Here is a 25,155-nt window from a genome sequence, read left to right as displayed (position 1 = left end):
TCAGCGGGTGAAGGCCGCCAGGATGCGTTCGGCGGCAAGGGCGGGCGTGAGCGTCCCGGCGGCGACCTCCGCCTCCAGCTCCGGGACGACGGCCCGCACCGCCGGTGCGTCGTGCAGCTCCGACAGCAGCCGGTCGCGCACCATCGCCCACGTCCATCCGACGAGCTGGCGCCGCCGCCGCGCGTCCAGTTCGCCGGACGCGCGCAGCCGCTCCCGGTGCGCGACGAGGTGTTCCCACACGGTGTCGAGCCCGGTGTTCTCCCGCGCGGAACACGTGAGCACGGGGATGTCGCCGCGTTCCTCGCTGCGCAGCATCCGCAGCGCCCCGGCGAGTTCCCGCGCGGCCTTGCGGGCGTCCAGCGCGTGCGGCCCGTCGGCCTTGTTGACGGCGATGACGTCCGCGAGTTCGAGGACGCCCTTCTTGATGCCCTGGAGCTGGTCGCCGGTCCGCGCCAGGGTCAGGAACAGGAAGGTGTCCACCATCTCCGACACGGCGGTCTCGGACTGCCCGACGCCGACGGTCTCCACGAGCACGACGTCGTACCCGGCGGCCTCCATGACGACCATCGCCTCGCGCGTCGCGCGGGCGACGCCGCCGAGCGTCCCGGCGGTCGGTGACGGCCGGATGAACGCGGCGGGGTCCATGGAGAGCCGCTGCATCCGCGTCTTGTCCCCGAGGATGCTGCCGCCGGTGCGGGTGGACGACGGGTCGACGGCGAGCACCGCGACGCGGTGCCCGGCGCCGGTCAGGTCGGTGCCGAGCGCGTCGATGAACGTCGACTTCCCGACGCCGGGGACGCCGGTGATCCCGACGCGCACGGCGCCGCCCGCGTGCGGGGTCAGCGCGACGAGCATCTCCTGGGCGAGCGCCCGGTGGTCGGCCCGCGACGACTCCACGAGCGTGATCGCCCGCGCGATCCACGCCCGCGAACCGTCCCGGACTCCGGCGACGTAGTCGGCGGCGGCCTTCACGCGTCCGCGTCCCCCGTGGCCTCGTGCCCAAGCCGCCGACCGAGGTCGTCGAGCAGGTCGACGGCCGCGTCCGCGAGCACGGTGCCCGGCGGGAAGATCGCGGCGGCTCCGGCGGCGCGCAGCTCGTCGAAGTCCTGCGGCGGGATGACGCCGCCGACGACGATGACGATGTCCTCCCGGCCCAGCTCGGCCAGCTCGGCGCGCAGCGCGGGCACGAGCGTGAGGTGCCCGGCGGCGAGCGAGTTGACGCCGACGACGTGCACGTCGGCCTCGACGGCCTGCCGGGCGACCTCGCCGGGCGTCTGGAACAGCGGGCCGACGTCGACGTCGAAGCCGAGGTCGGCGAAGCCGGTCGCGATGACCTTCTGGCCCCGGTCGTGCCCGTCCTGTCCCATCTTGGCGACGAGGATGCGGGGGCGGCGGCCCTCGGCGGCGGCGAACGCGTCGGTGGCCGCGCGGGCCCGTTCGATGGACGACACCTCGCCCGCCTCCTCCCGGTACACGCCGGAGATGGTACGGATCTGCGCGGCGTGCCGCCCGTAGGCGCGTTCGAGCGCGTCGGAGATCTCGCCGACGGTGGCCTTGGCGCGGGCGGCGTCGATGGCGAGCTCGAGCAGGTTGTGGTCGCGTCCCCCGGCGGCCTCGGTGAGCGCGTCCAGCGCGGACGCGACGGCGTCGCCGTCGCGTTCGGCGCGCAGCCGCTCCAGCTTGGCGATCTGCTGGGCGCGGACCGAGGCGTTGTCGACCTTGAGGACGTCGATGCTCTCGTCGGCGTCGGGCCGGTACTTGTTGACGCCGATGACGGGCTGGCGGCCGGAGTCGATGCGCGCCTGGGTGCGCGCGGCGGCCTCCTCGATGCGCAGCTTGGGCAGGCCCTCGTCGATGGCGCGGGCCATGCCGCCCGCCTCCTCGACCTCGGTGATGTGGCCCCAGGCGCGGCGGGCGAGGTCGTGGGTGAGGCGTTCGACGTAGGCGCTGCCGCCCCACGGGTCGACGGTGCGGGTCGTGCCGGACTCCTGCTGGAGCAGGAGCTGGGTGTTGCGGGCGATGCGGGCGGAGAAGTCGGTGGGCAGCGCGAGGGCCTCGTCGAGCGCGTTGGTGTGCAGCGACTGGGTGTGGCCCTGGGTGGCGGCCATGGCCTCGACGCAGGTGCGGGCGACGTTGTTGAACACGTCCTGCGCGGTGAGCGACCAGCCGGACGTCTGGCAGTGCGTCCGCAGCGACAGCGACTTGGCGTTCCGCGGCTCGAACCGCTGGACGAGTTTGGCCCACAGCAGCCGCGCGGCGCGCAGTTTGGCGACCTCCATGAAGAAGTTCATCCCGATGGCCCAGAAGAACGAGAGCCGGGGCGCGAACGCGTCGATGTCGAGCCCGGCCTCGCGGCCCGCGCGGATGTACTCGACGCCGTCGGCGAGGGTGTAGGCCAGTTCCAGGTCGGCCGTGGCCCCGGCCTCCTGGATGTGGTAGCCGGAGATGGAGATGGAGTTGTACTTCGGCATCCGCTGCGAGGTGAACGCGAAGATGTCGGAGATGATCCGCATCGAGGGCGCGGGCGGATAGATGTAGGTGTTGCGGACCATGAACTCTTTGAGGATGTCGTTCTGAATGGTCCCGGCGAGCTTTTCCGGCGCGACGCCCTGTTCCTCGGCGGCGGCGATGTAGAGGGCGAGGACGGGCAGCACGGCGCCGTTCATCGTCATCGACACCGACATCTTGTCCAGCGGGATGCCGTCGAAGAGCTGACGCATGTCCAGGATGGAGTCGATCGCGACGCCCGCCATGCCGACGTCGCCCGCGACGCGCGGGTGGTCGGAGTCGTAGCCGCGGTGGGTGGCCAGGTCGAACGCGACCGACAAGCCCTTCTGCCCGGCGGCCAGGTTGCGGCGGTAGAACGCGTTGGACTCCTGCGCGGTGGAGAACCCGGCGTACTGGCGGATCGTCCACGGCTGCGTGGTGTACATGGCCGGGTAGGGGCCGCGCAGGTAGGGCGCGATGCCCGGGTAGGTGCCGAGGAAGTCCAGGCCGGTGAGGTCGTCGGCGGTGTAGAGGGGCCGGACGTCGATGCCCTCGGGGGTGGCCCACGTCGGCGCGTCGTCGTCGGCGAGGCCCGCCCGCCAGCGCTTGACGGCGTCGGCCTCGGGTTCGGCGGGGCCGAGGGCGAGCCCGGAGAAGTCGGGGATCATCGGTTCACTCCCAGGTCGCCGTGGGTCGTCTCAAGGATCGCGACGGCGTCGCATCCGGCGAAGAGCGCGTCGTCGACGCCGGGGTACTCCCCCTTGCCCGCGAGCCAGATCCGGGCGGCGCCCGCGTCCCGCAGCGTCCGCGCGGCGGCCGCGGCCTCCTCGCCGTAGACGCGGTCGGACGAGCACAGGCACGCGACCGGCGTCCCGGCGGCGGCGAAGTCCTCCGGCGGCCCGGTGACGGTCTCGACGCCGCCCGCCTGGAACAGGTTCGCGGCGAAGCTCGCGCGGGCGGTGTGCACGGCGACGGGGCCGAGCGTCGCCAGGTAGACGCGGGGCCGGGCGCCGGTGGCGGCGGCGTGCGCGTCGGCGCGGTCGCGCAGGTCCTCGTAGTCCTGCGCGTACCGGACGACGGGAAGCCCGCCGCCCGCCCGCGCGGGCGCCGGGGAACGTTCCGGAAGGGTCTCGGTCAGGTGGGGGAACTCGCTGACGCCGGTGAGGGGCGCGCGGCGGGTGGCCAGGTCGCGGCGGCGCCGCTCCCACACCTCCGCGTGCCATCCGGCGATCAGCCCGGACTCCAGCGCGGCGGGCAGGCCGCCCGCGCGCTCGATCGCGGTGAAGCGGTCCCAGGCGGCGTGGGCGAGGGCGTCGGTGAGCGACTCGACGTACCAGGAGCCGCCGGCCGGGTCCATGACGCGGGCCAGGCTGGACTCCTCCAGCAGCAGCGTCTGGGTGTTGCGCGCGATGCGGCGGGAGAAGGCGTCGGGCAGGCCGAGCCGGGCGTCGAACGGGGTGACGGTGACGGCGTCGGCGCCGCCGGTCCCGGCGGCGAACGCGGCGACGGTGGTGCGGAGCATGTTCACCCACGGGTCGCGGCGCGTCATCATCGCGGCCGAGGTGACGGCGTGCAGCCGCGCGGCGGTGCCGTCGGCGGCGCCGCAGACCTGCGCGACGCGGGCCCACAGGCGCCGGGCCGCGCGCAGCTTGGCGATGGAGGCGAACTGGTCGGCGGTGACGGCGAGCCGGACGTCGAGCTGCCCGAACGCCTCGTCCACGCTCAGCCCGGCGCCGGTGAGGGCGCGCAGGTAGGCGACGGCGGCGGCGAGGACGGCGGCCAGCTCGTCGGCGTCGGAGCCGCCCGCGTCGTGGTGGACGGTGCCGTCCACGGTGATCGCGCGCAGGCCGGGGAACGCGCGGGCGCAGCGGACGGCGAGCGCGGCGGCGCCGTCGAGCGGGACGGCGGTGCCGGTGCGGGCGGCCAGCCCGAGCGGGTCGGCGCCGAGGTTGCCGAGCGCGGTGTCCGCTTTGCCCTGCTCGGTGACGAGCGTCAGGAACGCCGCGGCGGCCTCGGCGGTGGCGGCGCCCGCGTCCAGCACGACGGGCGCCAGGTCGAGGTAGACGCCGCGCAGCGCGGCGGCCAGGCCGTCCACCGGCACGCCCTCGGGCCCGGCGGTGAGCCAGACGGACGTGACGCCGTTCTCCAGGTCGGCCAGGATCGCCTCACGCGTGGCGTCCGGGCCGGGGTCGGTGTGCCGCTGCCGGACGTCCCATCCGGCCACGCCCTCGCCGCCGGGCCGCACCGGGCGCGGCGCGGGCGCGAGGCCGGGCCGCCCGGGGACGGCGTCGTCGGCGGTGTACAGGGCCGCGATGGACGGTCCGTCGTAGGTCTCGTGGGCGAGCAGGCCCTCGATCTCGCCGAGGGGGGTGTCGTCATCGGCCGCGCCGGACTTGCGCAGCACCCCCTTCACCATCTCCCGCCATCGCTCCCGGGACGCCGGGGGGAAGGCGGCGGCCAGTTCGAGTTCTTCAGGCGGCACCGTCATGGCAGGGATCGTAAGCGAGTGAGTACGCACGACCCGGGCGCGGGGTACCACTGGCCGGGAATTGTGATCGGGCACACATCGCGAAACCCCTGGTTAACGCGGTAACCGCCGGGAAAGGGGAGCGCATGACTCTTGATCCGCTGCCCGGCGACCTCTACCAGATGCAGGACCTCCTCGACGCCCCCGAGCAGGAGATCCTGGGCCGCGTCCGCGACTTCCTCGCCGCCGAGGTCGCGCCGATCGCGAACGACTGCTGGGCCCGCGCCGAGTTCCCCCACGACCTCATCCCCAAGTTCGGTGAGCTGAACGTCGCCGGGCTCGGCTACGACGAGTGCCCCGGCGAGACGCCGAGCAGCATGCTGACCGGCTTCCTGGCCTTGGAGATGGCCCGCGTCGACCCCTCCATGTCGACGTTCTTCGGCGTGCACACCGGCCTGGCCATGGGCAGCATCGGCGCCTGCGGATCGGCCGAGCAGCGCCGCCGCTGGCTGCCCGCGATGGGACGGATGGAGCAGATCGGGGCGTTCGCGCTGACCGAGCCGCACGGCGGCTCCGACGTCGCGCTCGGCCTCCAGACCACCGCCCGCCGCGACGGCGACCACTGGGTCCTCAACGGCGCCAAGCGCTGGATCGGCAACGCCACCTTCGCCGACCTCACCGTCGTGTGGGCGCGCAGCGAGGAGGACGACAGCGTCCTCGGCTTCGTCGTCGAGAAGGACACCCCCGGCTACACCGCCACCCGCATCGAGAACAAGATCGCGCTGCGGACCGTGCAGAACGCCGACCTGACCTTCGAGGACTGCCGCGTCCCCGAGGCGAACCGGCTGGAGAACGCGTCCGGCTTCCGCGACACCGCCCGCATCCTGCGCGCCACCCGCAGCGGCGTCGCCTGGCAGGCCGTCGGCGTCATGCTCGCCGCCTACGAGATCGCCCGGCAGTACTCGGTCGAGCGCGAGCAGTTCGGCCGCCCCATCGCCAAGTTCCAGCTCGTCCAGGACCTGCTGGTCAAGATGCTCGGCAACACCACCGCCTCGCTCGGCATGGTCGTGCGGCTCGCCCAGGTGCAGGACTGCGGCCTCTACCGCGACGAGCACTCGGCGCTGGCCAAGGCGTGGTGCACCAGCCGGATGCGCGAGACGGTCGGCTGGGGCCGCGAGCTGATGGCGGGCAACGGCATCGTGCTCGACTACGACATCGGCCGGTTCGTCGCCGACGCCGAGGCGCTGTACTCCTACGAGGGCACCCGCGAGATCAACACGCTGATCGTCGGGCGCGCCGTCACCGGGCAGGGCGCCTTCGTGTGACCCGGCCGGGCGCGGCTGGCGCGGGGGTGCGTCCCTTCTCACCGCCCCTCGCCCGGCCGCCCCGCGCGGCGTACCGTCGAGAAGCGTGCCCCCGGAACCACGAGGCGGTGGGATGACCCGAAGGTTCGGCATCGAAGAGGAGTACTTCGTCGTCGATCCGGTCACCCGGCAGGTCGTCCCCCGGGGCGGACCCGTCGTGGCCCGGGCGCACGCGGCGCTCGGGGACCGGGCGTCCAGCGAGCTGCTCAGCTCGCTGGTGGAGGCCAAGACGCCGCCCTGCGACGACCTGGCCAAGCTCACCGACCAGGTCCGCGCGATGCGGGCGGCGATGGCGGGCGCCGCCGCCCGCGAGGACGTCGCGCTCGCCGCGACCGGCACGCCGGTGCTCGGTGAGCTGCTGCCGCCCCCGCTCACCCCCGGCCCCCGCTACGCCGAGAGCCTCGCCACCTACCGGGCGCTGGACGAGGAGCAGTGCATCTGCTCCTGCCACGTCCACGTCGAGGTGTCCTCCCCCGCCCGCGCCGTCGCCGCCGCCAACCACCTGCGGCGCTGGCTGCCCGCGCTGCTCGCCCTCACCGCGAACTCGCCGTACTGGGCGGGCCGCGACACCGGGCACGCGTGCTGGCGGGCGCTGACGTGGGCGCGCTGGCCCGTCGCCGGTCCCCCGCCGCACTTCACGTCCGCCGCCCACTACGAGGAGCTGGTCGGCGCGCTGCTGGAGTCCGGTGCGCTGATGGACCGCGCCACCGTCTTCTGGGACGTGCGCCCCTCCGACCACCTGCCGACGGTCGAGGTGCGCCTCGCCGACGTCGCGCTGACGGCCGCCGACGCCGCGACGTTCGCCGGGCTCGTCCGGGCGCTGGTGACGCGCGGACTGGAGGACGAGGAGGCGGGGCGCCCGCCCAGCCGGCCGTCCGGGGAGCTGCTGCGGGCCGCGTACTGGCTCGCCGCCCGGCACGGCCTTTCGGGGCCCGGGCTCGACGTGGCGACCGGCCGCACCGTGCCCGCCGCCGACCTCGTCACCGGCCTGCTCGACCACGCCGCGCCCGCCCTCGCCGACGCGGGCGACCTCACCGCCGTGCGGCGCGGCGTCGCCGCGATCCTGATGCGCGGCACGGGCGCGGCGCGGCAGCGCGCCGCGTTCCGCCGCCGGGAACGGCTCACCGACGTGGTCGACCTCGCCCTGCTGCGCCCGGACGGCCCTTGAGGCGCCGCAGGTCCGGCCGAGAGCGCAGACTTACCGCCCGCCCCTCGGTATGGTTCGATCATTGAGTCGGTCGTGGCCGGAGGGGAACGGCCCTTGGTCAGGAGCGGGGTCGGAGTTGGCCGAGGCGCGAGGCCAGTCGCCGGGTGTTCTGCCGCCGGACCCGGCGGACGACGCCGGTCCGGACAGCGTCCTGCTCGTCGAGGACGACGCGGGCGACACCCTGCTCATCCAGGAGTTCCTGGCCGACAGCGGCCTGCGCGCGCGGCTGCTCGCCGCCCGGTCGCTGGCCGGGGCGCAGGCGATCATCGCCGACGGCGAGCGCCCGGCGTGCGTCCTGCTCGACCTGCACCTGCCCGACTCCAGCGGGCTGGAGGGCCTGCACACGATGCTCGCGGCGGCGCCGCAGTCGGCCGTCATCGTGCTCACCGGCCTGGCCGAGGCCCGCGCCGGGCTCGCCGCCGTCGCGGTCGGCGCGCAGGACTACCTGGTCAAGGACGAGCTGGAACCGCGCTGGCTCGGCCGCGCCGTCCGCTACGCCGTGCAGCGCAAGCAGGTCGAGCTGTCGGCCGCCGCGTTGCAGGCGGGCCGGTTGCGGGCCGAGGAGAACGCCCGGCTGGAACGCGGCCTGCTGCCCCGGCCGCTGCTGTCCACCGACCGCCTGGAGATCGTCACCCGGTACCGGCCGGGCCGGATGCACTCGCTGCTCGGCGGCGACTTCTTCGACGTGGTGGAGACGCCCGACGGCGCCGTGCACGCGGTCGTCGGCGACGTCGCCGGACACGGCGCGGCCGAGGCCGCCATGGGCGTGACGCTGCGCGTGGCGTGGCGGTCGTTCGTCCTGGCGGGGCTCAGCGGCCCGCCGCTGGTCGCGATGCTGGAACGGCTGCTGCTCGCCGAACGCGACGACAGCGAGGCGTTCGTGACGCTCATCAACGTCACGCTCCCCCCGGACCGGACGCGGGCGCTGGTGACGCGCGCCGGGCACCCGGGGGCGCTCGTCCGCGACGGCGCGGGCGGCGTGACGCTGGTCGAGCCGCCCGGTGGCCTGGCGCTCGGCATGATGCCGGGCCTCGGCGTGTGGCCGCAGACGGAGCTGGCGGTGCCGCCCGGCGGCGGTCTGGTGCTGTTCACCGACGGCCTGTTCGAGGGCGAGACCGGCGAGGAGGAGCGCCTGGACCTGTCCGGCCTGCTCGCCCTGGCCCGCGCCCGCGGCGGCGACGGCGCCGAGGCGCTGGTCGACCACCTGATCGGCGCGGCCGAGGCGGCGTCGGCCGACTACGGCGGGCTCGGCGACGACGTGGCGGTCGTCCACCTGGGCTGGCGCGCCTGACACGGCCGTTAGGCTGGCACGGCGTCCGGACGGGAGGGGCATGGCCGCGAGCGAACCGATCGACCCCGACGTCGATCTCGGCAGCGCCGCGCAGCGCGCGGAACTGCGCCGCGCGCCCTGGTCGGTCCTCGGCGCGGTCGCGGTCGGCGGCGCCCTCGGCGCCCTGGCCCGCTACGGCCTGACGACCGCCTACCCGCTCGCACCGGGCGCGTTCCCCTGGACGACGTTCGCGATCAACCTCGCCGGCTGTCTCCTCATCGGCGTACTCATGGCCGCCCTCGCGGCCTCCCCGAACGCCTCTCCCCTGACCCGCCCCTTCCTGGGCGTCGGCGTCCTCGGCGGCTTCACGACGTTCTCCGCCTACGCCGTGGACACCGTCACCACGGCCCGCGCGGGCTCCCCGCTCCTCGCCGTCGCGTACCTGGCCCTCACCCCGCCCCTCGCGGTGGCGGCCGTCGCGGCGGGCGCCCTCCCCACCCGCCGTCTCCTACGCCGCCGAACCCGCCCGTGACCCCCACCCACGGAACGGCACCAGCCCCGCCCGAGGCGAGGCGGCACGCCGATGACCGCGCGGCCCCCACCCGCTTGCTGCGCCGCCCGACGCGGGGCGGGCGCGCCGGTGAACGCGCCGCTCCGTCTCCACTGCCGCCGAACCCGCCCGCGACCTCAGCCCCGCCCGGCGATATGGGGCGGGTGCGCCGGTGAACGCGTTGCTCGTGGTCGCCGGGGCCGCGCTGGGCGCGCCGCTGCGCTACCTGGCCGACCGGGCCGCGCAGGCCCGGTTCGGCGGCGGTTTCCCGTGGGGGACGTTCGGGGTGAACGTCGCCGGGTCGGTGCTACTCGGGTTTCTGGCCGGTCTGCCCGCCGGTGAGCAGTTCGGCGCGTTCGCCGGTGCCGGGTTCTGCGGCGCGCTCACCACCTACTCCACGTTCGGGCACGAGACCTTCCGGCTCCTGGAGGACGGGCTGCGGGGACGGGCGCTGCTCTACGCCGCCGGAAGCGTGGCCGCCGGTCTGGCCGGAGCCGCGCTCGGGTTCGGCCTGGGCCTGCTGGTCGGCGGTCCGCTCCAGCCGTGAGGTCTCCGGCACCCGGCCGTGCGTGAGGTCTTGGACGAGCCGCGCCCACATCGGGCCGACGCGGTCCATGTCGTAGGCGCGCACGGACGTGCGGGCCCGCTCGCCTAGCCGGTCGCGCAGCGCGCCGTCGGTGATGACGCGGTCGAGCGCCGCCGCGAGGGCGTCGACGTCGCGGGGCGGCGCGAGCAGCCCGTCCACGCCGTCGGTGATCATCTCGGCGGGGCCGGTCGGGCAGGCGAAGGAGACGACGGGCAGGCCCTTGCTCATCGCCTCCAGGATGACCATCGGCATCCCCTCGTGCCGCGACGACAGCACGTACACCGACGCCCGCTCCATCTCGCCGGGCAGGTCGGCGGTGCGGCCCTTGCGCACCACGCTGCCGGACAGCCCGAGGTCGGCGATCATATTGTCGATCTTGGTGTACTGGCGGCCCGACCCGAAGATCCGCAGCGTCCAGTCCGGATGGGCGGCGGCCACCTGCCGCCACGCCTTCAGCAGCAGGTCGAACCCCTTCTGCCGGGTGAGCCGCCCGGCCGCCAGCACGACCTTCTCCTGCCGCCGCGAGGGCGGGCCGCCGGGCGTGACCGCCGCGTTCGGGATGCGGACCACGGGCAGCCCCGGCACCTCCGCGGCGAAGTCGGCCATCGACGCCTCGGTGAGCACCGTCAGCGCCGCCAGGCGCGGGTAGGACCGGCGGATGCCGTTGCGCAGCGTCTCGTCGTAGACGCCGAGGTTCATGTGGTCCTGCCCCACGGCGGCGACGCCGCGCGGCGCGGTCTCGGCGACGATGAGGTTGAGCGCCGGGCGCGTGCCCATCAGGACGTCCGGCTGCGGCCCGGCGAGCATCCGCGCGAGCCGCAGGTCGGTGTACAGGGTCTCGCGGGCGTCCCGGCCGCTGCCGGGCGCCAGCACGCTCGGCAGCCGGGCCAGCAGCCGCGCCACGCGGCCGTGGGGAACGGTCCGGTCGTCGGCGACGCGGACGGTCACGCCGGGCGGGACCGTGAAGAACGGCCGCTCGCGCTCGCGCAGCAGGCTGACGATCTCCACGTCGTGGTCGCGCGCCAGGTAGCCGCTGACGGCGAGCACCGTCCGGATCGTCCCGCCCTGGCCGTAGGCGTGCCGCAGCAAGATGCGCACGCGCGGCCGCTCCCCGGGCAGCCGGACGCGGCGGTGCGGGCGGCGCAGCGCCGCGAGCGCGCGGACGGTGAGCAGTGTGCCGCGCCGGGCGGCGCCGTGGGCGCGGCGCCGCGCGCGGTGGCGGACCCGGCGGGCGAGGCGCCGCCCGCGGGCCGAGGCGGTGGTCGTCGAGCCCGGCACGGTTCCCCCCAAACAACGATCGGGCGCTGTGTTGGGAATCTCCCCGGTGGAACCAGGCTCAATCACCCCGGGATGGCCAAGATCAGCCAGGTTCGGGAGACAACCGGTCAGCCGGTGGCAATCTCCTTCTTCAGGGCACTGCCCTTGACCCACTTGGCCCAGGACATCTCGTAGTAGCTCCAGCCGTTGTTCCAGTCCAGGCCGCGCTTGGAGCCGGTGACGATGACGGGGTCGCCCCGGTGCGAGAAGTTGTAGAACCACTTGGCGGCGGCGGGCGGGGAGTTCAGGCAGCCGTGGCTGACGTTCTGCCGCCCCTGCGCCCAGACGGTCGAGGCCATGGAGTGGACGTACTCGCCGCTGGAGGAGATCCGCACGGCCCACGGGATGACCTCGCGGTAGCCGCCGTTCTTCTTGTCCTTGGGATCGACGCCCATCCACTCCGACGTCATGATCGCCGGGTTCTCCTTGCCCATCGTCAGGTGGACGCCGCTCGTGGTGAGGTAGGTGTCCACGCCGTTGACGACCCGGCCGCCCTTGCCGGCGCTGATCGGCCACGACTTGACCTTGACGCCGTTCTTGCGGGCGACGGCCTTCTTGGTCTTGGTGCTGACGGTGGTGATGTGCGAGTCACCGATCTTGAACTTGCGCGTGAAGTCGGCGACGCCGTAGGTCTGCTTGCCCGTCTTCACGCCGGTGAGGCGCGCCCGCACGCTGACCGCCTGGTTGGCCTGCCAGTACTGCTTGTTCTTCGTGCGGAAGACGACCTGGGTGTCGCTCGTCCAGTACCAGGCGCCCACGGCGGGCTTGCCGGACTTGACCTCCAGGGCCTGTTCCACGGCCTTGCGGTCGCCGACGGCGCGGTTGAACGTGAGGTGGATCGGCATGCCGACCCCGACCTTCTCGCCCGCGCTCGGGATCATGTCGATGACCCGCAGCTCGTTGGCGGCCTTCACGGTGCGGAACTTCGCGGTGACCGTGGTGGTCTTGCCCTCTTTGCTCTTGGCGACGGCCGAGACGTCGTACTCGGTGCCGGGCCGCAGTGTGCGGGACTTCCAGCCGGTCTTGTCGGCGGTGAGCGTGCCGGAGACCGGCTTGCCCTTGCGGCTGACCGTGACCTGCTCCAGCGTGCCGCCGCTGGCCTTGACCTGGACGCCGTCCTCGGGCCGGGCCTTCTTCTCGCCGTTGTCGGGCGAGACGGTGATCTGCGGGGCCGCCGGGTCGGCCGTGCCGCCGATCGTGACGCCGTCGCCCTTCTCGGGCCCGCCGCTGCACGCGGTCGCGAAGACGAGCATGACCGCGGCCACTCCCGCGCTCGTCCGGACACTCGCGGAAAGCCGTCGCTGCACCCTCAACCTCCCAGACCCCACCGACCCGTCCACGCAAGACAGTAGCGAGAGAAATCACCTAGTAAGCCGCGTCTTCCCTCATTACCGGGCCTCTGAGATCAAAGCGTTGCAAGACGGGCGCCGCCCCCGCAAGGGGCGGCGCCCGTCTCAGGCCCTCGTCGTGACGCGCGCCACTCAGCCGCCCGTCGGCGCGGCCTCGGTTCCCGAGCCGGAGCCCGCCGGGGCCTCGGCGCCCTTGAGTGCGCTGCCCTTCTGCCACTGCTTCCAGGAGAGCTGCCAGTAGCCCCAGCCGTTGTCGGGCAACAGCTCACGGCTGGACCCCGTCAGCTTCAGGACGTCGCCGCGCTGCATGATGTCGTAGTACCACTTGGCGTTGGCCGGGCTGAGGTTCAGGCAGCCGTGGCTGACGTTCGCCGAGCCCTGCGAGCCGACCGACCACGGCGCCGAGTGCGTGTACATGCCGCTGTTGGTGAACCGGACCGCGTGGTCGACGACCTGCTTGTAGTAGCCGTCGTCGCCCTCCTTGCGGCCGGGCGAGATCATCGTGACCGGGTTGGCCTTCTCCATGAGCAGGTGCGTGCCGCTCGTGGTCGTGTACTCGCGTGTCTGGCCGTTGCCCGCGCTGAACGGGATCGTGCGCAGCTTCTTGCCGTCCCGGTAGACCGTCATGTGGTGCTTGCCGAGGTTGCCGGTCGTGTACTGCTTGGCGCCGATCGAGATGGTCTCGTCGACGTCCTTGGCGCCGTACACGCCGTTGCCCGCGTTCACCCCGGCCAGCTCGGCGTTCAGGCGGACCTTCTGGTGCGGCTGCCAGAACGTCTTGGTGCGGTAGATCACCTGGTCGCCGGAGATCCACCGCCAGGAGCCCTCGACGGGCTTGTCCGGGGTGACCTTCAGCGTCCGCTCGACGGCGGCGCGGTCGGTGACGGCCCGGTTGAACCGGATGAAGATCGGCATGCCGACGCCGACCTTCTCGCCCTTGCGGTTCGGGGTCACGTCCAGCACCGACAGCGTCTTGGCCGCCGACGGCTTGAGCGTGGTGAACGTGCTCGTCGCCGAGAGGGGCTTGCCCTTGTGGCTGCCCTGGGCCGTCACGGTGTAGGACGTGCCGGGCGCGAGCGTGCGCGACGAGCGCCAGGTGCGCTTGTCGGCGGCCAGCTCGCCGGTGATCGTCGCGCCGTCCCCCTGGACGGTGACGTTCTGCAACGTGCCGTCGGACGCCTTCACCTCGATGACGCCGTCGGGCTTGATCTGGCCCGCGCCGTTCTGCGGCGTGATCGTCAGCGCGGCGGTCTCACCGGCCGCCAGTTCACCGCTGCCGTTGCCGCCGCCGCCCGAGCAGGCGGACAGCAGCATGACCACACCGGTCCCACCGGCCACCACGACCCCGAAACGCCCCTTGACGCGCACCGCGCTCCCCCAAGCCTTCTGTACCGTCCCGTAACGGCAATCTACCGACTCTTTGAGACGCTTGAACCAGGGAAAAGGTTCGCAGCCCGCGTTTAGACGCTGGCGGGGGCCGCGTTGACCTGACGCATACAGCGGTGGAAGCCCCAGATCGAGAGGGCGGCGGCCGCGGCGCCGAGCAGCGCGACGAGCGACGTGCGCACCCACAGGTAGACGCCGATCGACTGGAAGAACAGCATCCACAGGCTGAGCGCGGCGTTGACGAAGAACACCACCGCCCACAGCAGCGAGACGCGCAGGAAGAACCGCCGCACGCGGGCGTGGGCGAGGAACGCGGCCGGCATCGGCACCATGTCGGTGGCCAGCCGCTGCGCGAGCGGGCGCCGCGCCAGCGCCGATACCAGGAACGTCATCGCGACCAGGAGCGTTCCGAGCGTCGGCTGGAGGAAGTACACGACGGCGCTGTGGGTGACGGCGGCCAGCCCGGCGCGGACGGTGACGCTGAGCGCGGCGAGCACGAGCATCGCCGTCACGCCGTGCCCCCGGAACCAGCGCCAGGCGAGCCCGCCGTAGACCCAGGCGACGGCGGCGGCCAGGCCGCCGTTGAGGCCGAGCAGGGCGAACGCGGCGTAGAAGACCGCGACCGGCGCGATGACGCCCTCGACGAAGCGCGGCGCGGCGTGCCGGAGCATCGCGCCGAGGCGCGGCAGCTCGAAGGCGTGCGGCCCGGCGGCGGGCGGCGCGGCGCCGGCGCCGGCGCCGCGGGTATCAGGTGGTTCGGAGCAGGCGGTCGCCGTCGTCATCGCGTTCTGTGCCCCCGCGCGGATGGGCCGGCCGCGGACGCGGCCGGACGGTCTGGTTGCGGAACGCGGCCAACGCTACGTGATCCACGAGGGGAATCCATCCCTTTCGTCCATCCCGGCCCCCTTGACGTTATTGGATAAGACGTTGAATAGTACGGTTCCCGGACGAGCGAGGAGCACGGCGATGACCGAGAACGGCACGCACGAGACCCCTGACGGAAACGAGCTGGGCGACCTGATCGGCGCGGTCGGCACCCCCGAGGAACTGCGCGCCCTCCTGGACAGTCCCGGCGTGGACGACGCCCTGATCCGCGAGTTCGCCGGCGCGGTCGGCACGGCGGCGATCCTCGACCGCATCTTCGCCCTCATCGGCACCCGCTTCCGCCCCGACAAGGCCGGACGCGGCCACGGCACCGTCCGCTGGGACGTCACCGGCCCCGACGGCGTGCACTCCTACCACCTCGTCATCGCCGACGGCCGCGCCGAGGGCGGCGCGGGCGCCCCGGTCAAGGCGAAGGTCACGCTCGGCATGACGCTGCCGGACCTGCTGCGGCTGTGCGCCGGACGGCTCAACGGCGTCACCGCCGTCATGACCGGCAAGATCAAGATTTCCGGCGACCTGATGTTCGCCGCCAAGATGCAGGGCTGGTTCGACTACTCCTGATCAGCTCGCCGGAGGCGCGGGCCGGGCGGCCCGCGCGGCGGTGTAGAGGGCGCGCAGCGTGACCGCGACGGACGGGCGGCGCACGCTCGCCGCGCGCGTCACCGCGTAGACCTCCCGGGCCAGGTCGACGTCCGGGATGCGGCGGACGGCGACGCCCCGGTCCCCCGCCGCCAGGGCCAGCGCGGGCACGGCCGTGATGCCGACGCCCCGGGCGACCAGGCCGAGGATCGTGGACAGCCCCTCGAACTCCCACGGCACCGGCCGCGCCCCGCCGACCGTGTCCAGCAGCGTCTCCACCGCCGCGCGGGACGGCTCGCCGCGCGGCGCCGCCATCCACGGCTCGTCGCGCAGCTCCTGGAGGTCGACCGGGCGGGCCGGGTCCGCCATCGGGTGGTCGGCCGGGACGACCAGCACCAGCGGGTCGCGGACGAGCCGGAAGAACTCCAGCGCGGCGGGCGCCTCCTCGGCCAGCGCGCCCGACCAGTCGTCCACGAGCGCGATGTCGGCCTCGCCCCCGCGCACCTGGCGGATGCCGTCGTCGGCGCGGGTCTGGCGCAGCACGAAGGTGAGCGCGCGGTGCTCGGCGAGGCTGCGGGCCAGCACGGGCGCGAACGCGACGGCGGCGGTCGGGAACGACGTCAGCACGATCCGGCCCGAGGGGACCTCCTCGTGCGCCGACAGTTCGGCCTCGGCCATCTCGACGAGTCCGAGGATCTCCTCGGCGCGGTGCGCGAGGCGGCGTCCGGCGTCGGTGAGGTCGGCGCTGCGCGCGGTGCGGTCGAGCAGCGCGACGCCCGCCTCCCGCTCCAGCGCCGCGAGCTGCTGGGAGACGGCCGAGGCCGTGTAGCCGAGCGCGGCGGCCGTCGCGGCGATGCTGCCGCGCCGGGCGAATTCGGCCAGCAGCCGGAGCCGCCGCAGGTCGAGCATCACTTCTCCTTACGGTCAGCATCGTTGAGAGCCGCTTGTCATGATGCTACGGGGGCGACGAGAGTGGGGCACGTCCCGACCATGTCCTCTGGAGACGTCTTCATGACCGTGCCCGCCGCGCCCGGCCTCGCCCCTTCGCCCGCCGTCCCGCTCCCGCACGGGCTGCGGCCCGTCCCGCTCTCCCCCACCCTCGCGATCAACGAGGCGCTGGCCCGCAAGAGCCGCGAGGGCCTGCCGGTCCTGCCGTTCGGGTTCGGCGAGGCGGGCATCCCCATCCATCCGTCGCTGATCCGCGAGCTCGCGGCGGCGGCCGGACGCGGCGCCTACGGGCCCGTCGCCGGGTCCGCCGCGCTGCGCGCCGCCGCCGCCGGCTACTGGGAGCGCCGCGGCCTGCCCACCGACCCCGATCTCGTGGTGTCGGGCCCGGGGAGCAAGGCCCTGCTGTTCGGTCTGCTGACGGCGCTGGGCGGCGACGTCGTCGTGCCCGCGCCGAGCTGGGTCACCTACGCCGCGCAGACCGAGCTGACCGGCGCCGCGGCGATCCGGGTGGCGACCCCGCCCGGCGAGGGCGGCGTCCCGAGCCCCGCGCTGCTCGCCGACGCGGTGGTGCGCGCCCGCGCCCGGGGCCGCACGGTGCGCGCGGTGGTGCTGACGCTGCCCGACAACCCGACCGGCACGCTGGCGGGCGAGGAGACCGTCGCCCGCGTCTGCGCCGTCGCCCGCGACCTCGACCTGGTGATCATCTGCGACGAGATCTACCGCGATCTCGTCCACGACCCCGGCCGCGTCCTCCCCTCGGCCGCCGCGCACGCCCCCGAGCGCACGGTCGTGACGACGGCGCTGAGCAAGCAGCACGCGGCGGGCGGCTGGCGGATCGGCGTCGCGCGGCTGCCGGACGGGCCGTTCGGCCACGCGCTGCGCGCCTCACTGCTCGGCATCGGCTCGGAGATCTGGTCGAGCCCGCCCGCGCCGATGCAGCACGCCGCCGCCTACGCGTTCGGTGAACCGGACGAACTCGTCGCCCACGTCGCGCGGGGCCGCCGGTTGCACGCGGCCGTGACGACGGCCGTCGCCGCCCGGTTCCGCGCCGCCGGAGCGCTGGTCCGCGAGCCGGAGGCGGCGTTCTACCTCTACCCCGACCTAGAGCCGCTCCGCGACCGGCTGCGCGCCGAGCACGGCGTGCGCACCGGCGCCGACCTCACCGGCCTGCTGCTGGAGCGGTACGGGCTGGGCGTCCTGCCCGGCGTCGTCTTCGGTGACGCCCCCGAGGCGCTGCGCATGCGCGTCGCCCCGAGCCTGGTCTACGGCGCCGACGACGAGCACCGCCACGCCGCCCTGGCCGCCGCCGACCCGGCCGCCCTGCCCTGGATCGCCGCCGCGCTGGACCGCCTGTCGGGCATCCTCGCCGACGTCGCGGGCGGCGGCCGCTGAGCGGATCGCGCCCAGTCCCCCCGCGACCTGCGCACTCGTCCGATCCTGGCTGGGTGGTCATCGCCCCGCCGAGGCGGATAAAGGTGGTGTAGGGTCCAACGTCGCACGGGGTGCGAAGACCGCAAACCAGACGGAGGGGACCCGCCATGAGGCACGCACGCGACGGTGCCGCCGCGGCGATGAGCGCCGCGTCCCGGGTGCTCGTCGCCCGCGGCGGGAACGAGCCGCAGGAGCACGACGACCCCGACGTCGCCTGGGGCCGCCGTCCCCGCGACGGCGTGTGGGTGCCGACCAAGGACGGCCAGCGCGTCCACGTCGGCTTCGACCTGACCGCCACCGACACCGTCGCCCAGTTGCTCCGGCCCACCCTGCGCGCCTTCGTCGGCATCGACGTCGACACCGACATGGTCGCGCAGACGACGCTCGGCGGCATCCGGCTGCTGACCGTCCTGCACGGGCCCGACGCCCCGAGTGAGTTCCGCTTCCCGCTGTCGCTGCCCGACGGGCTGGCGCTGGAGGCGATGCCGTCGGGCGGGTACGACGTCGTCCACCTGCGCTACGGGGCCACGGTCGGCCACCTGTTCAGCCCGTGGGCGTGCGACTCGATGTTCCGTCAGGTGAAGGCCGACTACGCGCTGGACGGCTCGGTGATCACGATGCGCGTGCAGCACGAGGGCGCCGCCTACCCCGTCGTCGCCGACCCGCGTTACGCGCGCTGACGGCCCGTCCCGGGCGCCGGACGGCGCGCTGCGCGCCCGCCGAGGGCCGTTCGGTGCCGCCGGGCGGCATAGGGTGGTCCGCGACCCGCACGCCCCCCGGTCCCCGAGACTGGAGTCATCGTGATCTTCGCTCATGACACCGAGCACGCCCTCGCGGTGGTCGTCGATCTCATCAACACCGGACCGGCGGCGTCCGGGACCGAGCGGCTGGACGGGCTGCCCGCGCTGCGCGACTTCGTCCGGCGCAACGCCTTCAGCGGCGTCACCGCGCTGACCGCCGCCGACCTCGACCACGTCCGCGACCTGCGCGACCGCTTCCACGCGGTGTTCTCCGCGCCCGGCGTGCCCGCCGCCGTCACCCTCGTCAACGCGGTCATCGGCGCCGTCCGCGCCACGCCGCGCCTCACCGACCACGACGGCTACGACTGGCACGTCCACTTCTTCGCCCCCGGCGCCCCGATGGGCGAGCACCTGGCGGCCGACTGCGGGATGGCGCTGGCCTACGTCGTCGCCGCCGGGGAGCTGGACCGGCTGCGGGTGTGCGCGGCGCCGGGCTGCGCGCGCGTCCTGGTCGACCTGTCGCGCAACCGCTGCCGCCGCTACTGCGACAGCCGCACCTGCGGCAACCGGATGCACGTCGCCGCCTACCGGGCGCGGCGCCGCGAGGCGGGCGAGTCCGACCCGGCGGACGCGGGCGCCCCCGCCGGCTGAGCCGTCAGGCCAGGGCCGCGACGGCCGCCAAGGCGCGCCGGGCCGCCGCCGCGTCGTGCACGCGGAAGACGCGGGCGCCCAGCCATACCGAGACGCCGAGCACCGCCATCGTGCCCGCGCCGCGCTCCCCGACCGGGCGGTCCAGCGTCTCACCGATGAAGTCCTTGTTGGACACGGCGACGAGCACCGGCCACCCGGTCGCGGTCAGCTCGCCCAGCCGCCGGGTGATCTCCAGCGAGTGCCGGGTGTTCTTGCCGAAGTCGTGGGCGGGGTCGATGAGGACCGCGTCGCGCCGCACCCCGCACGCGACCGCGCGTTCGGCCTCGGCGGTGACGTGCGCGAGGACGTCGGAGACCACGTCGGTGTAAGCGGCGCGGTGCGGGCGGGTGCGGGGCGCCAGGCCGCCCGCGTGCGCGCAGACCAGGCCGGTGCCGTACTCGGCGGCGACGGCGGCCAGTTCGGGGTCGGGGCCGCCCCAGGTGTCGTTGAGCAGGTGCGCGCCCGCCGCCGCGACGGCCGCGCCGACCTCGGCCCGCCAGGTGTCCACGCTGATCACCACGTCCGGGTGGCGTTCGCGGACGGCGGCGACGACGTCCACGACGCGGCGCAGTTCCTCGGTGACGCCGACGTCCTCGCCGGGCCCGGCCTTGACGCCGCCGATGTCGACGATGTCGGCGCCGCCCGCCACGGCCGCGTCCACGGCGGCCAGGGCCGCGTCGAAGCCGTAGGTGGCGCCCCGGTCGAAGAACGAGTCGGGGGTGCGGTTCACGACCGCCATGACGGCGAACCGGCCGAGGTCGCGCCCGTTCAGGCGCAGCGGGGGAAGCGGGGCGCTGGTGCTCATGTCGGGTCCACGCTCGCACATCACCGAGCACGGCGCCACGCGGCGCGACCGGGCCCGGGTTCCGGCTCCGTCACGAAGGCGAAGCAAATTCGGTGTTTACCGAACCCGCGCTCGTCAGCATCCCTCGGAGGTCGCTAACCTCGTGTTTCACGCCCGTTGCGGTTTTCGTCCGCATCAGGTCCGTCGTCTGATCCTTATATCAGCCAGTCAGCCCAGGAGGATCCGCTGTCCAGGCGAGCACTCATCACCGGCATCACCGGGCAGGACGGCTCGTACCTCGCCGAGCATCTGCTGGAGCAGGGGTATGAGGTGTGGGGACTGGTGCGGGGTCAGGCCAACCCGCACGTGTCGCGGCTGCGCAAGCACATCGGCGACGTGCAGATCACCACCGGTGACCTGCTGGACCAGGGCAGCCTGATCTCGGCCGTGGAGCGCGTCCGGCCCGACGAGGTCTACAACCTGGGCGCGATCTCCTACGTGCCGATGTCGTGGCAGCAGGCCGAGCTGACCGCCGAGGTCACCGGCATGGGCGTGCTGCGCATGCTGGAGGCGATCCGGGTCGTGTCGGGCGTCAGCTCGTCGCGCACCCCCGACGGCGAGCAGATCCGCTTCTACCAGGCGTCGTCCTCGGAGATGTTCGGGATGGTGCGCGAGACGCCGCAGAACGAGCGGACGCCGTTCCACCCGCGCAGCCCCTACGGCGTCGCCAAGACCTACGGGCACTACATCACCCAGAACTACCGCGAGTCCTACGGCATGTTCGCCGTCAGCGGCATCCTGTTCAACCACGAGTCCCCGCGCCGGGGCGCCGAGTTCGTGACGCGCAAGGTGTCGCTCGGCGTCGCGCGGATCAAGCTCGGGCTGGCCACCGAACTCCGGCTCGGCAACCTGGAGGCCCGCCGCGACTGGGGCTTCGCCGGCGACTACGCCCGCGCCATGCGGATGATGCTCGCCCACGACACCCCCGAGGACTACGTCATCGGCACCGGGCAGACCCAGTCCGTCCGCGACCTGGTGGAGTTCGCGTTCCGCACCGCCGGGCTCGACTGGCGCGAGCACGTCGTGCTCGACGCCCGGTTCACCCGCCCCGCCGAGGTCGACCTGCTGTGCGCCGACCCCAAGAAGGCCCGCGAGCAGCTCGGCTGGGAACCCGCCGTCGGGTTCGAGGAACTGGTGACGATGATGGTCGAGTCCGACCTGCGGCTGCTGGGCGGCTCGTCCCGGCCCGACGACGAGCCGGTCAGCCCCGACCACTGGTGACCGGTGGGTCGCGTGCGACGATGAACCCATGGCGACCTGCGAACACGTCAAGGACCTGCCCGCCGACCCGCCGCCGCCGCGCACCCCGCAGGGCTGCGAGGAGTGCCTGAAGGAGGGCACGTCGTGGGTGCACCTGCGGCTGTGCCTGACGTGCGGGCACGTGGGCTGCTGCGACTCCTCGCCCATGCGTCACGCCTCGGCGCACTTCCGGGACGAGGGCCATCCGATCGTCCGGTCGTTCGAGCCCGGCGAGGACTGGCGCTGGTGCTTCGTCGACGAAGTTCTCGTCTGAGACGGTAGGAGTCGGGGGGAAGGGTCTTCTGACCTGGAAGACCCAATCACGCCGTGTGCGGGAACGACGCCGATCCGGTGTCATACCGTCGGCGCATGAACCTGCGGCAGCTCCGCTTCGTCGTCGCCACCGCCGATCACGGCACGATGACGGCGGCGGCGCAGGCCCTGTTCGTCGCGCAGCCCGCGCTGTCGCGGGCCGTGCGGGAGCTGGAGCGCGAACTCGGCCTGGAGCTGTTCACCCGCTCGGGACGCGGCGTCGCGCTGACGCCGACCGGGGAACGCGTCGCCGCGCACGCCCGCGCCGCGCTGGCCGCCGTGGACGCGATCGAGAGCCTGGCGGCGGCCAAGGCGGGCGGGCGCGGCGCCGAACTGCGCATCGCGGTGGCCGCCGCGCTGGAGCCCCGGCTGACCGGCCGGTTCGTGCCCGGGTTCGCCCGCGAGCGGCCCAGCGTCGCGATCCGCGTCCTGCGCGCCGACGACCCGGCGGCGCTGGTCCGCGGCGGCGAGGCCGACCTGGCGCTGACCGTCCTGCCGGTGCCCGGCGACCTCATGGCCCACCCGGTCGAGGAGCGCGAGGCGGTGTTGGTGTGCGCGCCCGGCGCGGCGCCGCGCGAGCCGACGCCGGTGTCCGCATTGGACGGGCTGCCGCTCGTCCTGCCGCCCGGCGGCCCGCTGCGCGCCGAACTGGACGGCCTGCTGCGCGCGACCGGGACGCGCCCGGCGATCACCTCCGACGCCGACGCCGCCGGGCGCGCCCGCCGCGTCCGCGCGGGCTCGGGCGCGGTGCTGGCGTTCCGCGACCGGCTCGGCGACACCCCGGGCCTGGTCGTGCGGTCGTTCACGCCGCCGCTGGCGCAGACGATCGGTTTCGTGCAGGCGCACCGGCGGCTGCCGTCGTCGGCGGTGGACTTCCTGGCGTTCGCGCGGGAGACGGGCCGCGCGCGTCCCTGAATTCCGGCCCGGCGGCGTGCCAGGATCAGACGGTGGAGACGACGCACGCCCTGTGGCTGCTTGCCGTACCGGTGACCGCGCTGATCGTGGCGGGCTTCGCGCGCCGCGCGGGGGTCGCGGCGCCGCTCGCGCTCGTCGTGGCGGGCATGGTGCTGGCGTTCCTGCCGGGCGTCCCGGAGTTCGAGCTGGACCCCGAGTTCGTGCTGTACGCGTTCCTGCCGCCGCTGCTGTTCTCGGCGGCGTGGCAGAGCAGCTACTACAACCTGCGCGAGAACCTGCGGCCGATCGCGCTGCTGTCGGTGGGGCTGGTGCTGTTCACCACGGTCGCGGTCGGGTTCGCCGCCTACGCGCTCATCCCGGAGATGCCGCTGGCGGCGGCGCTGGTGCTCGGCGCGATCGTGGCGCCGCCGGACGCGGTCGCGGCGGTGAGCGTCGCGCAGCGGCTCGGGCTGCCGCGCCGGCTCGTCACGATCCTGGTCGGGGAGAGCCTGTTCAACGACGCGACCGCGCTGACCCTGTTCCGGGTGGCGCTGGCCGCCGCCGTCGGCGCCGGGTTCAGCCTGGGCGAGGGCGTGGAGCGGTTCCTGTTCGCGGCGCTGGCGGGCACGGCGATCGGGCTGGCGCTGGGGCCGCCGCTGCACTGGCTGCGCTCGCGGCTGCGCGATCCGCTGGTGGAGAACGCGGTGGCGATCGTCGCGCCGTACGCCGCGTACCTGGTCGCCGAGTCCGTGCACGGGTCGGGCGTCATCGCGGTGGTCGTCAGCGGCCTGTACCTCGGCCACCGCTTCACCGACTCGCCCGCGCTGACGCGCCTGCTGGGCCAGTCGTTCTGGAAGCTCGTGGTGTTCGTGCTGGAGTCGGTGGTGTTCCTGCTCATCGGCCTGCAACTCCCGCCGGTGGTGGACGGCCTGTCCCGGCACGGCTGGTGGTCGCTGGCCTGGTGGGCGGTCGCGATCTTCGGCGTCGTCGTCGCCGCCCGGTTCGTGTGGGTGTTCGCCACCGGCTACGTGCCCGGGGTGTTCTCGGCCAAGGAGCGCGGGCGCGGCGTCGGCTGGCGCGGCAACGTCATCGTGTCCTGGGCGGGCATGCGGGGCGTGGTGTCGCTGGCGGCGGCGTTCGCCGTCCCGTTCGTCACCTCGGCGGGCGGCGACTTCCCCGCCCGCGACCTGGTGCTGTTCCTGACGTTCACCACCGTGCTGGCCACCCTGCTCGTGCAGGGCGTGACGTTCCCGGCGCTGATCCGCGCGCTCGGCGTCCACGGGCAGCGCGAGATCTACGAGGACACCGTCGCCGAGGCGGGCGCGCAGGACGCGGCGGCGCGCGCGGCGCTGGACCGGCTGGAGGAACTGGTCGGCGCGAGCCCGGCCCCGCTGGACGAGGGGGTCGTGGAACGGCTGCGGACGCTGGCCGAGCAGCGCCGCCTGGGCGCGTGGGAGCGCCTGGGCGGCGGGACGGGCCCGGACGGCGCGGAGGTGCCCAGCGCCACGTACCGGCGGCTGCGCCGGGAGATGCTGGCCGCCGAGCGGGAGACGTTCGTCCGACAGCGGAACGAGCGCCGCATCGACGACGAGGTGCTGAACCGGGTGCTGCGCGAACTGGACCTGGAGGAGGCGGCGCTGGACCGCCACTGACCTCCCCCAGGTCCCGGTGTCGGGTCAGATGCCGTTCAGCGGCTTGTCGGGCAGGTCCACCGCGTAGGACTCCTTGACGACGTCGAGATGGTGCCAGGACGCGTTGACGGTGACGCCGGGCACGGCGCGCACCGCGTCCAGCACCGCGACGAGTTCGGCGCGGGTACCGGCCTCGGCGTGCCCGACCATGTCGTGGCGGCCGAATCCGGTCGCGAGGTAGCGGACTCCCTCCTGCTCTGCGACGGCCTCGGCGGCGCGGCGCAGTCCTCCGGCGACCGACAGCCCGAACCCGGCGAGTTCGGCGGCGCCGAGGGCCAGCGGGTCGGTCAGGCCGGTGACCTGGATGACGCCGGACCGCATCAGCCGGACGACGCGGGCGCGCGTGGCGGCCTGCGACAGTCCGATGATCCCGGCCAGCCGGGTGTAGGGCGCGCGCCCGTCGCGCTGGAGCTCCTGGAGCAGCCGCCAGTCGATGTCGTCGAGGGAGACCTCGCCGAGATCGCGGACGACGGCGTGGGCGTCGCGGACGGTGGCCACCGAGCGGAACACCTCGGCGGTGCGGACTCCGGGGACGCCGCGGATCTGGTCGATCTCGGCGGCGAGTGCGGCGTCGTCGCGGGTACGGACCTGGGCGACCAGGTCGTGCGGCCCGGCGGTCAGCGCGGTGAAGCTGACGGCGGGACGCTCGGCGACGGTCGCGGCGATCTCGCGGGCGGCGCCGTCGACGGTGACCGACACGTGCCCGATGGCCTCGGCGCCCACGACGGCGGCGTGCACGATGCCCACCACCCGGACGACCTCGGTCTCGAGAAGGTTCTGCACGCGGGCCCGCACCGCCGTGCGGGACAGCCCCACCCGGTCGGCGAGCGCCTGGAACGTCGCCCTGCCATCCCGCTGGAGCTCGCGGACGAGCACGGCGTCGACCGCATCCAGCACGGCTCTCCTCCTCGACATGCGT

22 protein-coding genes and 1 pseudogene are annotated in these 25,155 nt (G+C 74.2%); 13 read left to right on the top strand and 10 right to left on the bottom strand.

Annotation, left to right across the window (positions count from 1 at the left end):
• The 3 genes from meaB to C229_RS0116180 are packed head-to-tail and all read right to left on the bottom strand — an operon-like array spanning position 1 to position 4,975.
• A complete protein-coding gene (gene meaB, locus C229_RS0116190) occupies positions 1–972 on the bottom strand; it encodes a methylmalonyl Co-A mutase-associated GTPase MeaB (RefSeq protein WP_018656129.1) in 972 nt (323 codons plus the stop codon).
• On the bottom strand, positions 969–3,155 hold the full coding sequence (gene scpA / locus C229_RS0116185; protein WP_018656128.1) for a methylmalonyl-CoA mutase: 2,187 nt from the start codon (positions 3,153–3,155) through the stop codon (positions 969–971). The genes meaB and scpA overlap by 4 nt, the downstream gene beginning before the upstream one ends.
• Positions 3,152–4,975, bottom strand: a complete 1,824-nt coding sequence (locus C229_RS0116180; protein ID WP_018656127.1) for a methylmalonyl-CoA mutase subunit beta — start codon at positions 4,973–4,975, stop codon at positions 3,152–3,154. Before C229_RS0116180 ends, scpA begins: the two co-directional genes overlap by 4 nt.
• 125 nt (positions 4,976–5,100) lie before the next feature.
• Here C229_RS0116180 and C229_RS0116175 point away from each other — a divergent pair, with 125 nt between their 5' ends.
• From C229_RS0116175 to crcB, 5 genes are all read left to right on the top strand, one after another.
• Entirely contained in the window at positions 5,101–6,279 is a 1,179-nt protein-coding gene (locus tag C229_RS0116175) for an acyl-CoA dehydrogenase family protein (RefSeq protein WP_018656126.1), read from the top strand.
• Positions 6,280–6,391: 112 nt separating this feature from the next.
• Positions 6,392–7,486: a carboxylate-amine ligase gene (locus tag C229_RS0116170; protein ID WP_018656125.1), complete on the top strand. Its 1,095-nt coding sequence runs from the start codon at positions 6,392–6,394 to the stop codon at positions 7,484–7,486.
• 115 nt (positions 7,487–7,601) lie between these two features.
• Positions 7,602–8,816 carry a PP2C family protein-serine/threonine phosphatase gene (locus C229_RS0116165; protein WP_018656124.1) on the top strand — a complete coding sequence of 405 codons (1,215 nt, stop codon included), beginning with the start codon at positions 7,602–7,604 and terminating at the stop codon, positions 8,814–8,816.
• A gap of 40 nt (positions 8,817–8,856) precedes the next feature.
• Positions 8,857–9,327 carry a fluoride efflux transporter FluC gene (locus C229_RS0116160; protein ID WP_018656123.1) on the top strand — a complete coding sequence of 157 codons (471 nt, stop codon included), beginning with the start codon at positions 8,857–8,859 and terminating at the stop codon, positions 9,325–9,327.
• A gap of 190 nt (positions 9,328–9,517) precedes the next feature.
• Positions 9,518–9,892 (top strand): fluoride efflux transporter CrcB, encoded by a 375-nt coding sequence (gene crcB, locus C229_RS34325; RefSeq protein ID WP_155884881.1) that lies wholly within the window; start codon positions 9,518–9,520, stop codon positions 9,890–9,892.
• Positions 9,893–9,994: 102 nt separating this feature from the next.
• Here the strand turns inward: crcB and C229_RS35425 are convergent.
• The 4 genes and pseudogenes from C229_RS35425 to C229_RS0116140 form a co-directional block, all read right to left on the bottom strand.
• Positions 9,995–10,537 (bottom strand): annotated as a pseudogene (locus tag C229_RS35425) (glycosyltransferase); the annotation flags it as partial.
• Positions 10,538–11,316: 779 nt separating this feature from the next.
• Positions 11,317–12,501 (bottom strand): L,D-transpeptidase, encoded by a 1,185-nt coding sequence (locus tag C229_RS0116150; RefSeq protein WP_033424485.1) that lies wholly within the window; start codon positions 12,499–12,501, stop codon positions 11,317–11,319.
• 228 nt (positions 12,502–12,729) lie between these two features.
• The gene (locus C229_RS0116145; RefSeq protein ID WP_169513845.1) at positions 12,730–13,911 is read right to left on the bottom strand and encodes a L,D-transpeptidase; all 1,182 of its coding nucleotides are present in this window, start codon (positions 13,909–13,911) and stop codon (positions 12,730–12,732) included.
• Between the two features lie 146 nt (positions 13,912–14,057).
• The gene (locus C229_RS0116140; protein ID WP_018656119.1) at positions 14,058–14,765 is read right to left on the bottom strand and encodes a VC0807 family protein; all 708 of its coding nucleotides are present in this window, start codon (positions 14,763–14,765) and stop codon (positions 14,058–14,060) included.
• 184 nt (positions 14,766–14,949) lie between these two features.
• On the opposite strand from C229_RS0116140, the gene C229_RS0116135 reads away from it, so the two are divergent.
• A complete protein-coding gene (locus C229_RS0116135) occupies positions 14,950–15,429 on the top strand; it encodes an SCP2 sterol-binding domain-containing protein (RefSeq protein ID WP_018656118.1) in 480 nt (159 codons plus the stop codon).
• Here the strand turns inward: C229_RS0116135 and C229_RS0116130 are convergent, their stop codons facing one another.
• Positions 15,430–16,356, bottom strand: a complete 927-nt coding sequence (locus C229_RS0116130; RefSeq protein WP_018656117.1) for a LysR family transcriptional regulator — start codon at positions 16,354–16,356, stop codon at positions 15,430–15,432.
• Between the two features lie 81 nt (positions 16,357–16,437).
• On the opposite strand from C229_RS0116130, the gene C229_RS0116125 reads away from it, so the two are divergent.
• From C229_RS0116125 to C229_RS0116115, 3 genes are all read left to right on the top strand, one after another.
• A complete protein-coding gene (locus C229_RS0116125; protein WP_240487307.1) occupies positions 16,438–17,787 on the top strand; it encodes a pyridoxal phosphate-dependent aminotransferase in 1,350 nt (449 codons plus the stop codon).
• 146 nt (positions 17,788–17,933) lie between these two features.
• The gene (locus tag C229_RS0116120; protein WP_018656115.1) at positions 17,934–18,506 is read left to right on the top strand and encodes a hypothetical protein; all 573 of its coding nucleotides are present in this window, start codon (positions 17,934–17,936) and stop codon (positions 18,504–18,506) included.
• Between the two features lie 120 nt (positions 18,507–18,626).
• The gene (locus tag C229_RS0116115; RefSeq protein ID WP_018656114.1) at positions 18,627–19,217 is read left to right on the top strand and encodes a CGNR zinc finger domain-containing protein; all 591 of its coding nucleotides are present in this window, start codon (positions 18,627–18,629) and stop codon (positions 19,215–19,217) included.
• Between the two features lie 4 nt (positions 19,218–19,221).
• Here C229_RS0116115 and folP read toward each other — a convergent pair whose 3' ends face one another.
• Positions 19,222–20,061, bottom strand: a complete 840-nt coding sequence (folP, locus tag C229_RS0116110; RefSeq protein WP_018656113.1) for a dihydropteroate synthase — start codon at positions 20,059–20,061, stop codon at positions 19,222–19,224.
• 225 nt (positions 20,062–20,286) lie between these two features.
• Here folP and C229_RS0116105 point away from each other — a divergent pair, with 225 nt between their 5' ends.
• The 4 genes from C229_RS0116105 to C229_RS0116090 all read left to right on the top strand — a co-directional run bounded on the left by C229_RS0116105 (position 20,287) and on the right by C229_RS0116090 (position 24,197).
• A complete protein-coding gene (locus C229_RS0116105) occupies positions 20,287–21,321 on the top strand; it encodes a GDP-mannose 4,6-dehydratase (RefSeq protein WP_026313847.1) in 1,035 nt (344 codons plus the stop codon).
• Positions 21,322–21,349: 28 nt separating this feature from the next.
• Positions 21,350–21,613, top strand: a complete 264-nt coding sequence (locus C229_RS0116100) for a UBP-type zinc finger domain-containing protein (RefSeq protein WP_018656111.1) — start codon at positions 21,350–21,352, stop codon at positions 21,611–21,613.
• Positions 21,614–21,708: 95 nt separating this feature from the next.
• Positions 21,709–22,566 carry a LysR family transcriptional regulator gene (locus C229_RS0116095; RefSeq protein WP_018656110.1) on the top strand — a complete coding sequence of 286 codons (858 nt, stop codon included), beginning with the start codon at positions 21,709–21,711 and terminating at the stop codon, positions 22,564–22,566.
• A 32-nt stretch (positions 22,567–22,598) separates the two neighbouring features.
• Positions 22,599–24,197, top strand: a complete 1,599-nt coding sequence (locus tag C229_RS0116090; protein ID WP_018656109.1) for a Na+/H+ antiporter — start codon at positions 22,599–22,601, stop codon at positions 24,195–24,197.
• A gap of 24 nt (positions 24,198–24,221) precedes the next feature.
• Here the strand turns inward: C229_RS0116090 and C229_RS0116085 are convergent, their stop codons facing one another.
• On the bottom strand, positions 24,222–25,133 hold the full coding sequence (locus tag C229_RS0116085; RefSeq protein ID WP_018656108.1) for an Lrp/AsnC family transcriptional regulator: 912 nt from the start codon (positions 25,131–25,133) through the stop codon (positions 24,222–24,224).
• Positions 25,134–25,155 lie beyond the last annotated feature (22 nt).

It is taken from the genome of Actinomadura flavalba DSM 45200 (genome assembly GCF_000374305.1).
Taxonomy (GTDB): Bacteria; Actinomycetota; Actinomycetes; order Streptosporangiales; family Streptosporangiaceae; genus Spirillospora; species Spirillospora flavalba.
Note: the sequence above shows the minus strand (reverse complement) of the source record. Positions and strands in the feature narration are given on the sequence as shown.

What these genes read in the sequence shown, in the direction of transcription:
- scpA (WP_018656128.1), bottom strand. Translation starts at nt 3,155, where the DNA reads ATGATCCCCGACTTCTCCGGGCTCGCCCTCGGCCCCGCCGAACCCGAG.
- C229_RS0116180 (WP_018656127.1), bottom strand. Translation starts at nt 4,975, where the DNA reads ATGACGGTGCCGCCTGAAGAACTCGAACTGGCCGCCGCCTTCCCCCCG.
- C229_RS0116175 (WP_018656126.1), top strand. Translation starts at nt 5,101, where the DNA reads ATGACTCTTGATCCGCTGCCCGGCGACCTCTACCAGATGCAGGACCTC.
- C229_RS0116170 (WP_018656125.1), top strand. Translation starts at nt 6,392, where the DNA reads ATGACCCGAAGGTTCGGCATCGAAGAGGAGTACTTCGTCGTCGATCCG.
- C229_RS0116160 (WP_018656123.1), top strand. Translation starts at nt 8,857, where the DNA reads ATGGCCGCGAGCGAACCGATCGACCCCGACGTCGATCTCGGCAGCGCC.
- C229_RS0116150 (WP_033424485.1), bottom strand. Translation starts at nt 12,501, where the DNA reads ATGCTCGTCTTCGCGACCGCGTGCAGCGGCGGGCCCGAGAAGGGCGAC.
- C229_RS0116145 (WP_169513845.1), bottom strand. Translation starts at nt 13,911, where the DNA reads ATGCTGCTGTCCGCCTGCTCGGGCGGCGGCGGCAACGGCAGCGGTGAA.
- C229_RS0116140 (WP_018656119.1), bottom strand. Translation starts at nt 14,765, where the DNA reads ATGACGACGGCGACCGCCTGCTCCGAACCACCTGATACCCGCGGCGCC.
- C229_RS0116135 (WP_018656118.1), top strand. Translation starts at nt 14,950, where the DNA reads ATGACCGAGAACGGCACGCACGAGACCCCTGACGGAAACGAGCTGGGC.
- C229_RS0116130 (WP_018656117.1), bottom strand. Translation starts at nt 16,356, where the DNA reads ATGCTCGACCTGCGGCGGCTCCGGCTGCTGGCCGAATTCGCCCGGCGC.
- C229_RS0116125 (WP_240487307.1), top strand. Translation starts at nt 16,438, where the DNA reads ATGTCCTCTGGAGACGTCTTCATGACCGTGCCCGCCGCGCCCGGCCTC.
- C229_RS0116120 (WP_018656115.1), top strand. Translation starts at nt 17,934, where the DNA reads ATGAGGCACGCACGCGACGGTGCCGCCGCGGCGATGAGCGCCGCGTCC.
- folP (WP_018656113.1), bottom strand. Translation starts at nt 20,061, where the DNA reads ATGAGCACCAGCGCCCCGCTTCCCCCGCTGCGCCTGAACGGGCGCGAC.
- C229_RS0116100 (WP_018656111.1), top strand. Translation starts at nt 21,350, where the DNA reads ATGGCGACCTGCGAACACGTCAAGGACCTGCCCGCCGACCCGCCGCCG.
- C229_RS0116095 (WP_018656110.1), top strand. Translation starts at nt 21,709, where the DNA reads ATGAACCTGCGGCAGCTCCGCTTCGTCGTCGCCACCGCCGATCACGGC.